The sequence below is a fragment of the Streptococcus henryi DSM 19005 genome (assembly GCF_000376985.1).
Lineage (GTDB): Bacteria > Bacillota > Bacilli > Lactobacillales > Streptococcaceae > Streptococcus > Streptococcus henryi.
The window spans coordinates 20,921-33,054 of sequence record NZ_AQYA01000019.1 but is presented as its reverse complement, the minus strand read 5'-3'; the positions used below and the strand labels follow the sequence as shown (position 1 = coordinate 33,054).

The 12,134-nt window shown below is 38.4% G+C and carries 14 protein-coding genes and 1 tRNA gene; all 15 read left to right on the top strand.

What is annotated here, in order from left to right; translation table 11 throughout:
- Positions 1-199: 199 nt before the first annotated feature.
- The 15 genes from F601_RS0101305 (at position 200) to F601_RS0101235 (ending at position 12,092) form a co-directional block, all read left to right on the top strand.
- Positions 200-961 (top strand): class I SAM-dependent methyltransferase, encoded by a 762-nt coding sequence (locus F601_RS0101305; protein WP_026183052.1) that lies wholly within the window; start codon positions 200-202, stop codon positions 959-961.
- A gap of 135 nt (positions 962-1,096) precedes the next feature.
- Positions 1,097-1,369, top strand: a complete 273-nt coding sequence (gene rpsP / locus F601_RS0101300; protein ID WP_018163869.1) for a 30S ribosomal protein S16 — start codon at positions 1,097-1,099, stop codon at positions 1,367-1,369.
- A 14-nt stretch (positions 1,370-1,383) separates the two neighbouring features.
- Positions 1,384-1,623: a KH domain-containing protein gene (locus F601_RS0101295; protein WP_012658259.1), complete on the top strand. Its 240-nt coding sequence runs from the start codon at positions 1,384-1,386 to the stop codon at positions 1,621-1,623.
- A 302-nt stretch (positions 1,624-1,925) separates the two neighbouring features.
- Positions 1,926-1,997: transfer RNA gene (locus F601_RS0101290), tRNA-Glu, on the top strand.
- An 82-nt stretch (positions 1,998-2,079) separates the two neighbouring features.
- Positions 2,080-2,598: a ribosome maturation factor RimM gene (gene rimM, locus F601_RS0101285; protein ID WP_018163868.1), complete on the top strand. Its 519-nt coding sequence runs from the start codon at positions 2,080-2,082 to the stop codon at positions 2,596-2,598.
- Positions 2,588-3,307: a tRNA (guanosine(37)-N1)-methyltransferase TrmD gene (gene trmD / locus F601_RS0101280; RefSeq protein WP_018163867.1), complete on the top strand. Its 720-nt coding sequence runs from the start codon at positions 2,588-2,590 to the stop codon at positions 3,305-3,307. Before rimM ends, trmD begins: the two co-directional genes overlap by 11 nt.
- Positions 3,304-3,927, top strand: coding sequence for an alpha/beta fold hydrolase (locus F601_RS0101275; RefSeq protein ID WP_018163866.1), 624 nt, complete (start codon positions 3,304-3,306; stop codon positions 3,925-3,927). Before trmD ends, F601_RS0101275 begins: the two co-directional genes overlap by 4 nt.
- A gap of 13 nt (positions 3,928-3,940) precedes the next feature.
- Positions 3,941-4,936 carry an NAD(P)/FAD-dependent oxidoreductase gene (locus tag F601_RS0101270; RefSeq protein WP_018163865.1) on the top strand — a complete coding sequence of 332 codons (996 nt, stop codon included), beginning with the start codon at positions 3,941-3,943 and terminating at the stop codon, positions 4,934-4,936.
- 358 nt (positions 4,937-5,294) lie between these two features.
- Positions 5,295-6,038: a DeoR/GlpR family DNA-binding transcription regulator gene (locus F601_RS0101265; protein WP_282705022.1), complete on the top strand. Its 744-nt coding sequence runs from the start codon at positions 5,295-5,297 to the stop codon at positions 6,036-6,038.
- On the top strand, positions 6,035-6,946 hold the full coding sequence (gene pfkB / locus F601_RS0101260) for a 1-phosphofructokinase (RefSeq protein WP_018163863.1): 912 nt from the start codon (positions 6,035-6,037) through the stop codon (positions 6,944-6,946). The genes F601_RS0101265 and pfkB overlap by 4 nt, the downstream gene beginning before the upstream one ends.
- On the top strand, positions 6,943-8,892 hold the full coding sequence (locus F601_RS0101255; RefSeq protein ID WP_018163862.1) for a PTS fructose transporter subunit IIABC: 1,950 nt from the start codon (positions 6,943-6,945) through the stop codon (positions 8,890-8,892). The genes pfkB and F601_RS0101255 overlap by 4 nt, the downstream gene beginning before the upstream one ends.
- A 210-nt stretch (positions 8,893-9,102) precedes the next feature.
- Positions 9,103-9,339 (top strand): hypothetical protein, encoded by a 237-nt coding sequence (locus F601_RS0101250; protein WP_018163861.1) that lies wholly within the window; start codon positions 9,103-9,105, stop codon positions 9,337-9,339.
- Positions 9,340-9,379: 40 nt separating this feature from the next.
- Positions 9,380-10,651: an MFS transporter gene (locus F601_RS0101245; RefSeq protein WP_018163860.1), complete on the top strand. Its 1,272-nt coding sequence runs from the start codon at positions 9,380-9,382 to the stop codon at positions 10,649-10,651.
- Positions 10,652-10,663: 12 nt separating this feature from the next.
- Positions 10,664-11,698: an ArsR/SmtB family transcription factor gene (locus F601_RS0101240; RefSeq protein ID WP_018163859.1), complete on the top strand. Its 1,035-nt coding sequence runs from the start codon at positions 10,664-10,666 to the stop codon at positions 11,696-11,698.
- 16 nt (positions 11,699-11,714) lie between these two features.
- A complete protein-coding gene (locus tag F601_RS0101235) occupies positions 11,715-12,092 on the top strand; it encodes a hypothetical protein (RefSeq protein ID WP_018163858.1) in 378 nt (125 codons plus the stop codon).
- Positions 12,093-12,134: the final 42 nt, after the last annotated feature.

Below are 12,134 nucleotides of genomic sequence, written 5' to 3'. Positions count from 1 at the left end.
GAAAACTCCTGCAGAAAGGCCAGCACGACCAGCATATTATCCCAAGTGCGACTATCCCACTAAACGGTGCAACAAGTAGTCCAATTGGACAAATGAAGAAATGGATTTAGGACTTTTGAAAAACTTTCCGAGAATAACTTGACACAAACGTATGAGTTTGAACTGCTAACTTATATCTAAGGTCTGTTATAATAGGATTATGACAATCGTGATTACAACTAGTCTAGGTCAAAATCCTAGATTGATAGAAGAGGCTCTGCTATTGAGCCAAAAAACAGGCTATCCTTTTATTGAACGCCGAAAGCAGTCGGTTAAATCCTTTTTGAAAGACTATGACGGCGTGATTTTGATTTACAATACTAAAATGGTTCTGGTCAACCAGGACGGTAGTGAATTGACTTTCCATCCAGATACGGCCATGTTACGCCTAAAAAGCTCTCACGATGCTTTGCTGAGTCTTATAGGTACAGAATCTCTGGAGATTTTAGATACCACTATGGGATTGGCTAGTGACAGTCTTGTAATGGCATCGGCGGGGCATAAAGTCAAAGCACTTGAGAGCCAGCCCTTGATCCACTTAATCGTTTCTCACGGATTAGCTACCTATACTAGTGGAAATGCTGCGCTAGATGCAGCTATGAGATCAATTCAAACGGATTGTTGTTACAGTTTGGAGTATCTCAAAAAACAGCCAGACAAGTCTTTAGATATAATCTATTGCGATCCTATGTTTACAGAAACAATTACTGAGTCTGAAAACCTCTCTGGACTAAAACCACTAGCTAATTACGGCCCTATTACTGACGAATTTGTTTCGGAAGCCAAACGCGTCGCTAAAAAGAAGATTATAATCAAAGCTCATTTTCGAGATTCAGTATTTGAGCGATTCGGTTTTGAGAGACAAGTTCGGTCTAATCAGAAGTTTCACTATGGTCTGATAAACTTGGAAGAGGAAAAATAAATTTTAAAAAATTTAAAGACTGTCAAGTTTTTTTCTTGACACTCTAAAATCTTATGATATAATAGTTAAAGTGAGTTGATAGCTCAGCTATTGCTCTATCAAAATTTAAACAAATAGAAAAGAGATATTTAAAAAATGGCAGTAAAAATCCGTTTGACTCGTATGGGTTCTAAGAAAAAACCTTTCTACCGTATCAACGTAGCAGATTCACGTGCTCCACGTGATGGACGTTTCATCGAAACAGTTGGAACTTACAACCCACTTGTTGCTGAAAACCAAGTAACAATCAAAGAAGACCGCGTTCTTGACTGGTTGGCTAAAGGTGCACAACCTTCAGATACAGTTCGTAACATCCTTTCAAAAGAAGGCGTTATGGCTAAATTCCACGAACAAAAATTCTCAAAATAAGAAGATAAAAGCCTATGGATACCATTGAAAATCTTATTATCGCTATTGTGAAACCTTTGATTTCACAACCAGATAATCTTACTATTAAAATTGAAGATACACCTGAGTTTTTAGAATACCATCTTGACTTGGATGCACAAGACATCGGTCGTGTTATCGGCAAAAAAGGTCGTACGATTACAGCGATAAGATCGATTGTCTACTCGGTACCGACGCAAGGTAAAAAAGTTCGTCTTGTTATTGACGAGAAATAAAGAGGAGACCGTAAGGTCTCTTTTTCATTTTATAACCCTAGTGAAGCTGATTGGTGCTCTTTGAAAATTATAAGGATACATCATTAAGACTCCTCACCTACATCTAGGTGTAAATTTATCAGCATACCTTGTCTGATTTTGCTATTCTTTGAGTACAGTATTTGGAGTGGACTCATAGGGAACCTACTTTCAATAAGATTTCATATCAATTATCATTTTTTCTATTTTTTCAAAAAAGTTTTAAAAACGTGTTGACAGGATTCTTGTTTTTCGATATACTAGTATCTGTTGTTAAACAAAGAGGTCCGTTGGTCAAGGGGTTAAGACACCGCCTTTTCACGGCGGTAACACGGGTTCGAATCCCGTACGGACTATCTTGACCAGTTACAGAGTGTGACTGGTTTTTTCTTTGCCATCGTGGTAAAATGATAAAGATTAAGACAGAGTGGAGTCAATATGAATTATTTTAACGTTGGAAAAATCGTCAATACCCAAGGGTTACAAGGGGAGATGCGCGTGTTATCTGTTACAGATTTCGCGGAAGAGCGTTTTAAAAAAGGGTCAAAACTTGCCCTTTTTGATGATAAAGATCATTTTGTTCTTGAAGTTGAAATTGCCAGTCATCGCAAGCAAAAAAACTTTGATATTATTAAATTCAAAGGGATGTACCACATTAATGACATCGAGAAGTACAAAGGTTATTCACTAAAAGTAGAAGAAGAGAACCTTACCGAACTTGAAGATGGAGAGTTTTACTATCATGAAATCATTGGACTAGATGTTTACGAAAATGATGTCTTAATTGGTCAAATTAAAGAAATTCTTCAACCTGGTGCAAATGATGTTTGGGTAGTGAAACGTAAAGGAAAACGTGATTTACTCCTACCATACATTCCACCAGTTATCCTCAATGTTGATGTTGCTAATAATCGTGTAGATGTTGATGTGATGGAAGGTCTTGACGATGAAGATTGATATCTTGACCCTCTTTCCAGAAATGTTTGCACCACTTGAACATTCTATTGTAGGAAAAGCAAAAGAAAAAGGTCTCTTAGAAATCAATTATCACAATTTTCGGGAGAACGCTGAAAAAGCTCGTCATGTTGACGATGAGCCATACGGTGGTGGTCAAGGAATGCTTTTAAGAGCGCAGCCTATTTTTGACACCATTGAAAAAATTGATGCCCAAAAGCCACGCGTAATTTTACTCGATCCGGCAGGCCGTCGATTTGATCAAAAATTTGCTGAGGAATTAGCGCAAGAAGAGGAATTGATTTTCATCTGTGGCCATTATGAAGGTTACGATGAGCGTATCAAAACCTTGGTAACAGACGAAGTGTCCTTAGGTGATTTTGTTCTTACAGGCGGGGAGTTGGCGGCTATGACCATGGTTGATGCCACAGTTCGCCTTATCCCTGATGTGATTGGTAAAGAAGCTAGTCACCAAGATGATAGTTTTTCATCAGGACTCTTGGAGTACCCTCAATACACACGTCCTTATGATTTTCGTGGCATGAAAGTACCAGATGTACTCATGTCTGGTCACCATGAAAACATTCGCCTCTGGCGTTTGGAGCAAAGCTTGCGCAAAACTTTGGAACGTCGTCCTGATTTGCTAGAAAACTATCATTTTAGCGATGAGGAAAAGACTATTATTGAAAAGATTAAGAGGGAAAAAGAGTGAAAATAATCTTTCTACATGGCATGGGCCAATCTGCTAGTGCTTGGGATAAGGTTGTTAAGGAACTTCCAGAAAGAGATGTAGAGACCCTGGACTTATTTGATAATGGTCAATTCCCAGAGACTTATCACCTTTTAGAAACTAAGGTAAGGCAACTATTAAATTCGATTGATGAAGAGTTTATACTTGTCGGACTTTCTTTAGGAGCCTGTCTAGCTTTCTCTAGCTTAAAAGATAGACCGAATAATCTAAAAGGAATTATTGCCTGTGCTGGCCAGTTCAATTTAAAAAGAAATCTGCCTTTTGTCATACAAAAACAAGTCTTTAAGTTGATTCCTAAATCATTTTTTGCCAAACAAGGTGTTGACAAGGAGAAACTCATAGAGTTTTTAAGTAGTATGAGTGACTTAAACCTGACGGATAATCTTATTCAGTCAGAAATTCCTGCATTGGTAACTTGTGGACAGAAGGACAGATTTAACATAAAAACTTCCCAAGAGGCTGCCTCTTTGATGCCTAATGCTTGCTTTAGAGAAATACCAAATGCAGGACATTTACTCACAGATGACGCCCCTCAAACTCTTGCTAATTTAATAGAAGAATTTTTAAGAAAAAATAAGTAATAAGGAAAAAAAGATGTCAGAAAATATTTATGATATTACCATTGTTGGTGGTGGTCCAGTTGGACTTTGGGCTGCCTTTTATGCTGGACTTCGCGGAATGAAGGTTAAGATTATTGAATCTTTATCTGAACTCGGTGGACAACCTGCCATTTTGTATCCTGAAAAAATGGTCTATGATATTCCAGCTTATCCAGCGATTCCTGCTGGTCAATTGGTTGATAATCTTATCGAGCAATTGAAACGTTTTGAAGATCGTACAACTATTTGCTTAAAAGAAGAAGTAAAAACTTTTGAAAAAGTAGATGGTGTCTTCACAATCGAAACGAATAAAGCGCAGCATTTTTCAAAAGCTATTGTCATTGCCTGCGGAAATGGTGCCTTTGCACCACGACCTTTAGGCCTTGAAGGTGAGGAAGATTACGCTGATAATAACCTTTTCTACAACGTCCACAAGTTGGATCAGTTTGCCGGACAAAATGTTGTAATCTGCGGTGGCGGTGATTCTGCGGTTGACTGGGCCTTGCACTTGGAAGAAATTGCAGCTAGCGTGACGCTTGTTCACCGCCGTGATGCCTTTCGTGCCCACGAACATAGTGTAGAGCTCCTCAAAGAATCTGGAGTCAAAATCATGACGCCTTATGTACCGCTTTTTCTTTCTGGGGAAAATGGCAGAGCTACTAGCCTAAGCGTTCAAAAAGTCAAATCTGATGAGGTAGAGGACTTACCATTAGATTCTCTCATCGTAAGCTTTGGATTCTCTACATCTAACAAGAACTTGAAGAATTGGAATGTTGACTACAAACGTTCAAGTATCAATGTTTCCCCACTCTTTGAAACAAGTCAAGAAGGTGTCTATGCCATCGGTGATGCAGCAGATTACGAAGGTAAGGTTGATTTAATTGCAACTGGTTTTGGTGAAACACCTACAGCCATAAATCAGGCCATCAAATATATCTATCCAGAACGCGATAATCGTGTTGTACACTCAACTTCATTAATTCAAGATTAAGAATAAAGAGCTAGGAAATTTTCTTAGCTTTTTATTCTTGACTTATATTTACAGTGAGGAGAGGTAGTATAAATGATAGATATCAGTTTTGACTTAATGTACCCAAGTATTGACCTTGTCTGATTTTGGTTTTATTTAAGCGTAAAATAAATATGAAATGGTGAAAGGATACTGAAAAGAAGTTTTAGTGATTACAAATTTTCTTGCTATTTCTATAAAATTGATTGTAATTTTCTGAAAATAAAAGAAAATGACAGTTTCTCAAGAGATTTTGACAGAAAATGACAGAAAGTGCTTGACAATATTAGATATAGGAGTATAATGTTATCTGTAAACGATTTCAGGAGGAGGCGATCTTATTTTAAAATCGGAACGCAAACAACTTATCATGGAGAAAATTTCCCAGGATAGTTTTGTGACTCTTGAAGGTTTGGTAGAGCTTCTTCAAACATCTGAATCGACGGTAAGACGTGACTTAGATGAACTAGAAAGTGAGCGAAAACTTCATCGTGTTCATGGAGGTGCGGAGCTTCATCATTCGCTTCGAGAAGAACTGACCAATAAACAGAAATCTATCAAAAACGTTCATCACAAATCTCTGATTGCTAATTATGCTTCCAGTTTGATAAATGATGGTGATGTGGTTTTTATTGATGCAGGCACAACTACAGAGTTACTGGTTGATCTTCTGTTTCAAGATAACCTGACGATTGTGACTAATTCGATTCACCATGCTGCAAAATTAGTTGAACGTAATTTTAGGACCATTATTATTGGTGGTTTTGTTAAAAATTCAACTGATGCAAGTATTGGTAAAGTAGCAATCGAACAGATTTCTCAGTTGAACTTTGATAAGGCTTTTCTTGGGATGAATGGTGCTGATGAGCGCTTTTTAACAACACCTGATATTGAAGAAGCCGTTATCAAAAAAACGATTATTGACAATGCGCAAAAGTCATATGTCCTAATGGATGCTTCCAAAATTGGACAAATTTCTTTTGCAAAGGTAGATCGGATTGAAAATGTAAGTATTCTTACAACAAAATCTGATGGGGCTCTTTTACAAAAAATTAAGGAAAAAACGGAGGTAATTGAAGTATGATTTACACAGTTACTCTCAATCCATCCATCGACTTTATCGTTCGTTTGGACAACTTTGAGCTTGGCTCAGTAAACCGAATGGATAGCGATGATAAGTATGCTGGAGGAAAAGGGATTAACGTTTCTCGTATCTTGAAACGTCTTGATATCGATAATACTGCAACAGGTTTTATCGGTGGTTTCACAGGACGCTTTGTTGAGGAAGGATTGGTTTCTGAAGGTATTTCAACCAATTTTGTTCAAGTGGAAGAAGATACGCGTATTAACGTCAAAATTAAAGCAGGTGAAGAAACTGAAATTAATGGTGCGGGCCCTGCTATTTCTAATGCAAAATTAGAAGAACTAGAAGCAATTCTAGCGGGCCTTACAAGTGAAGATACAGTTGTCTTTGCTGGTTCAGCGCCAAGCAGTTTAGGAAATCAAGTCTATAATACTCTTATTCCAATTGCGAAACAAGCTGGAGCTGAGGTGGTGTGTGACTTTGAAGGACAAACGTTACTTGATTCATTAGCCTATAGCCCACTCTTGGTTAAACCAAATAACCATGAGCTTGCTGACATTTTCAATGTTGAATTAAACGGTCTTGCTGATATTGAAAAATATGCACGTGAAATCCTTGCTAAAGGAGCTAAGAACGTTATTATTTCAATGGCTGGAGATGGTGCTCTTCTTGTAACCCCTGAAGCGGCATACTTTGCAAAACCAATTAAAGGTAATGTTAAGAACTCTGTTGGTGCTGGTGACTCTATGGTTGCAGGCTTCACAGGTGAATTTGTTAAATCTGGTGATCCAGTTGAAGCTCTCAAATGGGGAGTTGCTTGCGGTACAGCGACAACATTCTCAGATGACTTAGCGACAGCTGAATTTATAAAAGAAACTTATCAAAAAGTAGAGGTAGAAAAACTATGAAAATTCAAGACCTTCTGAAAAAAGAAGTGATGATTCTTGATTTGAAAGCAACTTCAAAAGAAGCTGTTATCGATGAAATGATCACAAACCTTGTTGACAAAGGTGTTGTTACTGACTTTGATACTTTCAAAGCTGGAATCATGAACCGTGAAGCTCAAATGACTACTGGTTTGGGTGAAGGTGTTGCTATGCCACATAGCAAAAATGCTGCTGTAAAAGAAGCAACAGTGCTCTTTGCTAAATCAAACACTGGTGTTGACTACGAAGCACTTGATGGTGCCCCAGTTGATCTTTTCTTCATGATTGCAGCCCCAGACGGAGCAAATGATACTCACTTGGCAGCACTTGCTGACTTGTCTAAATACTTGCTTAAAGATGGCTTTGCAGCTAAACTACGTGAAGTGAAATCAGCTGATGATGTTATTGCTACATTTGACGCGGCTGAAGATGAAAATAAAGCTGAGCAAGCTCCAGTTGCTCCAGTAGCAGGTCAAGATTTCATCGTAGCTGTTACAGCATGTACAACTGGTATTGCTCATACTTATATGGCTGAAGAAGCTCTTAAGAAAACTGCAGCTGAAATGGGCGTTGCTATTAAAGTCGAAACAAATGGTGCTTCAGGTGTCGGAAACAAATTGACTGCTGATGATATTGCAAAAGCTAAAGGTGTTATTATCGCAGCAGATAAAGCAGTTGATATGCCTCGTTTCAATGGTAAACCACTTGTAAACCGACCAGTTGCTGATGGTATCAAGAAAACTGAAGAATTGATTAACCTTGTTCTTGATGGCAAAGCTGATACTTATGTCGCACAAGAAGGAGAAGCAAGCGTGCAAACAGAAGAAAAACTTTCTGCTGGTCAAGCATTCTACAAACACCTTATGTCAGGTGTATCACAAATGCTCCCATTCGTTATCGGCGGTGGTATCATGATCGCCCTTGCATTCTTGTTTGATAACATCATGGGTGTTCCTCAAGATAGTCTTGGTAACCTGGGTTCTTACCATCAATTGTCATCTACATTTATGCAAATTGGTCAAGCAGCCTTTGGCTTCATGATTCCTGTATTTGCTGGTTATGTAGCCTACTCAATCGCTGAAAAACCAGGTTTGGTTTCAGGTTTTGTAGCAGGTTCAATCGCTTCAAGCGGTCTTGCTTATGGTAAAATTGCTTACGCTGCAGGTGGTGAAGCAACTTCAGGTCTTGCTGGTGTTCCTTCAGGTTTCCTTGGAGCACTTGTGGGTGGTTTCCTTGCAGGTTATGTTGTACTTGCACTTAAAAAATATGTCAAAGTACCACGTTCATTGGAAGGTGCTAAATCAATCCTTATCTTGCCACTCTTCGGTGTTATCATCACTGGTCTCTTGATGTTGGCTGTTAACATCCCAATGTCAGCTATTAACACAGCGCTTAACAACTTCTTGAACGGCTTGTCAGGTAGCTCAGCTGTACTTCTTGGTCTCCTTGTAGGTGGTATGATGGCTGTGGACATGGGTGGTCCAATCAATAAAGCAGCTTACGTATTTGGTACTGGTACTCTTGCAGCATCAGTAACAAGCGGTGGTTCAATCGTTATGGCTGCTGTTATGGCTGGTGGTATGGTTCCACCATTGGCAGTATTCATCGCAACTCTTCTTTACAAAAATAAATTCACTCAAGAAGAACGTGATTCTGGTTTGACAAACATCATCATGGGTCTCTCATTCATCACTGAAGGTGCCATTCCATTTGCTGCAGCTGACCCAGCACGCGCTATTCCAAGCTTCATCGCAGGTTCTGCAGTTGCTGGTGCCCTTGTTGGTTTGTCAGGAATCAAACTCATGGCACCACACGGAGGTATCTTCGTAATCGCCCTTACAAGTAACCCATTCCTTTACATTGTTTATGTATTGATCGGTGCGGTTATCTCAGGCGTACTCTTCGGTGCCCTTCGTAAAGCTAAATAAGATTATTATTATCTAACACTTTGAACTCCTTCGGGAGTTCTTTTTTTGTAAAATAGCAGAGCCTGCAAAAGTATATTCTTCAAAATAGTTAAACAGAGGTTTAAAAAATATTCAAAAAACATTTATTTAAATGTTGACTTAAGAAAAAGTAAGTGTTAAACTTAAGAGGAAGTTAAATAAATACTTAAAAATATATAAATGAGGTTTGAAATGAAAAAGTTACTCTATCTACTCTTAGCACTCTTAGCTCTAGCTTATGTTGCCTATCCTATCGTGACTTCTTTTGAGAACTCTGACACTACTATTTTTGGTGTTGTGGATTACAATGATGATGACACTCAATTAAGTGATGTTGAAGAAGAATCAAACGGTGATGAAAATTGGTTAAGTATGTTAATTGAAAAGCATCCAACACCATGGTCAAAATCAATTCATAAAGCAGATTAAGCGAAAAATAACATCAGATTTTTAGAAGTAGGTATTTCTTATGAAAAAAGTTTTTAGCAACAAACTCTACATGGCGACCTTTCTATCTGACATGTTGTCTAACTTTGGTGATAGTCTCTATTACTTGGCCTTAATGAACTACGTTCTCCTCTTGCCAAAACCGGAGATTGGGATTAGTCTAGTAACTCTTTCAGAGTCTCTCCCGATTCTGACTCGCTTTCTTATGGGCATCTGGGCAGATAAGACCAAGAACAAGGTAGATACTATCTTGGGGACACAAATTTTTCGCTTGGTCATCTATGTAATAGTTGGTCTTGCCATGGGCTTTGAGCCTGCCCTCTGGATTGTTCTGCTAGCAGTTGTTGCAAATCTCTTTTCAGATATTTCAGGTCAGTACGAGTCCTATCTATTCTCTCCCCTTTCACTCAGAGTAGTAGCTGACGAGGACCGGGAAGGGGCTATGGCCTTTCGTCAGGCGGCTTCCTCAATTTTGCAGATTGGATTTCAGGCAAGCGGTGCAGTTCTCATCGCCCTCATGACCTACCAAAATTTAGCCTTCTTTAATGCAGCAACCTTTCTAGCTAGCGCCCTGATCATGCTAGGTCTCCGCCCTGCTTTTACCAAACTGCTGAAAGATAATCCTATCAAACTCTCTACTGAGACTGGGAGCTCAAAAGGTTTGATGAGAGAAATCGGAGGTGCTTTCAAGGGGACCTTGGAGACTATTAATGGCATTCCAGTTTTGAAAATCAGTCTGTTCGCCATTATAGGGGTCAACGCTATTGGTTCAACTTTGGAAATTATGGTTCTGACAACTATCAAGGATTTTAAGGACTTTATTATCATCAATCCCACGACCACACTCGCTATAGTCTCAATTGTTTTCTTTGTGGGAAATATTTTAGGATCAATACTTTGTACTACGCTTTTTAAAAAGGTTGATTTAAGTCTTATGGTTATTTTAATCTTAATTCTTTTGATTTCTTTTTTTACAGCAATGGTCCTACATAATATCTATTTTGCACTTTTAAGTCTTCTTGTAGCAGCAATTGCGACTGGAGGTGTGAATCCAAAGTTTTCAGCGATGATCTACCATGAAATTCCAGAGGAAAAATTGGCCACCATCGGTTCAGGAATTGACACCTTACTGACCTTAGGCATGATTGTGAGTCGTTTTGCTTTGTCTGGTTTGGTGGTTATCCTGCCAGCTCAGGTCATTTCTGCCCTTTACCTCTTGCTTGCGCTTGGACTTATGGTTTATACTATTAAGAGTAGAGTTAAGAAAAATCAAGTAGTCACTAAACTGGCTTAGAAAGAGGTCACCATGCCTTTTATTTACAATCAAAAACGTTCTGAAATTTTTGAATTAACCATGTTACCTGTCCTGTCCTATTCTATGAAAGAGTGGGAATGGGATTTTACCCAAAAGGAACTTAGTCTTTTAGCTAAGGATCTTGATACTCTGGAAGAAATTTATCAGCTATTTCTCCCCTTTCAGGCTAAAATTCGTGAGTATCATTTGATGGGGGCGGGTGCAAGTTTTTTGACCGTTTGTTATTTTTATCTGATTAACCAGGATAAGGAGCCTTCTGATATTGAAGAATTACATGAGCTGGTGCTGGCCATGACTGAAAAAGAGCTAGAAGTGTGTCTTCATCATTTTGTAGAAGAAGATAACCTAGGTGATACCTCAGGGATGGACTTCTGGAAAATTCTCAATGAGTTGAGTCTCAAACCTGAAGATAAATGGCAGATATTCTCCTTTAGTCACAACCTCAAGGAGAATATCAAAAAAACTGTTGAAATATCCAGAGTTCTAATTGACCTTTATCAGCCTTATTTTGAGAATGCCAGAGCTGAGAGGGAGTCTTTTGCTCAAACTATTAAACCTGAGCAGTTACTAGAAGAAGCAAAATTTTTACAATTGGAGAATTTTTCAATCCCAAGTGAGGATTTTGAACTCTATATTATAAGTCCTTGGATGATTCGATTGTCCTTAATTTCCTACGTAAAGAAATTTGGGAAATATCGAAATTTTCTCATCTTGTCTTGTAAAATTGATGAAGTTTTACTAAGTCATAATGAGCTGGATGAAGATAATTTTTCAGCTGTCCTTAAAATTCTAAGTGATCTTTCACGCTATAAGGTTTTGGTTGCTCTTACCCAACCATATGCCAAGAGTAAGGATATTGCAGAAAGTCTGGGGATTACCAGCGCAGCTGTTTCCTTCCATCGACAAAAGTTGCAAAATGCTCAGCTCTTACTTTTTAATAGTGATGAAAAAGATGTCAAATATGACCCAAACCGTGAACTCATTCAGGCGGTTATAGATAAACTCAAAGAAGACTTTGACCTGTAAGAAAAAAGGAGACACGATGAAAATAAAATCAAACAGGGGTAACTGGTACGATGAAACTGGTCGAAAATTAAGCCAGGAAGAAATAGAAATAGTTCAAGCAAGTGTTCTCGAAGATATTGATGAAAGATTAAGTGATACAGGCTTTGAAGGTTTGATGAAAAAGATAGTAAGCAAATACCTTGGTAAGAGAGGCTTCGTTTTCACTGTTGATTCAGAGGTAGAATTTGATGAGGAAGTTGTAGGCCTTGATAACAATTTGACTGATTTGATTGCAGAGATTCAGGACCTAGATGATGATATTACTGAGTTAAGTAAGAAATTGGAAGAAGCCATAGCAGAGCGAGAAAAACTGATAGTCAAACGTGATAGATTAACTGAAAAAGAAAGCATTTGATGACAAAAGTCTCCAACAATATGTTGGGGATTTTTTGATTAT

Bases quoted from the DNA above. Each gene is read 5' to 3' on its own strand.
- F601_RS0101305 (WP_026183052.1), top strand. From the start codon at position 200: ATGACAATCGTGATTACAACTAGTCTAGGTCAAAATCCTAGATTGATA.
- rpsP (WP_018163869.1), top strand. From the start codon at position 1,097: ATGGCAGTAAAAATCCGTTTGACTCGTATGGGTTCTAAGAAAAAACCT.
- F601_RS0101295 (WP_012658259.1), top strand. From the start codon at position 1,384: ATGGATACCATTGAAAATCTTATTATCGCTATTGTGAAACCTTTGATT.
- rimM (WP_018163868.1), top strand. From the start codon at position 2,080: ATGAATTATTTTAACGTTGGAAAAATCGTCAATACCCAAGGGTTACAA.
- trmD (WP_018163867.1), top strand. From the start codon at position 2,588: ATGAAGATTGATATCTTGACCCTCTTTCCAGAAATGTTTGCACCACTT.
- F601_RS0101270 (WP_018163865.1), top strand. From the start codon at position 3,941: ATGTCAGAAAATATTTATGATATTACCATTGTTGGTGGTGGTCCAGTT.
- pfkB (WP_018163863.1), top strand. From the start codon at position 6,035: ATGATTTACACAGTTACTCTCAATCCATCCATCGACTTTATCGTTCGT.
- F601_RS0101255 (WP_018163862.1), top strand. From the start codon at position 6,943: ATGAAAATTCAAGACCTTCTGAAAAAAGAAGTGATGATTCTTGATTTG.
- F601_RS0101250 (WP_018163861.1), top strand. From the start codon at position 9,103: ATGAAAAAGTTACTCTATCTACTCTTAGCACTCTTAGCTCTAGCTTAT.
- F601_RS0101245 (WP_018163860.1), top strand. From the start codon at position 9,380: ATGAAAAAAGTTTTTAGCAACAAACTCTACATGGCGACCTTTCTATCT.
- F601_RS0101240 (WP_018163859.1), top strand. From the start codon at position 10,664: ATGCCTTTTATTTACAATCAAAAACGTTCTGAAATTTTTGAATTAACC.
- F601_RS0101235 (WP_018163858.1), top strand. From the start codon at position 11,715: ATGAAAATAAAATCAAACAGGGGTAACTGGTACGATGAAACTGGTCGA.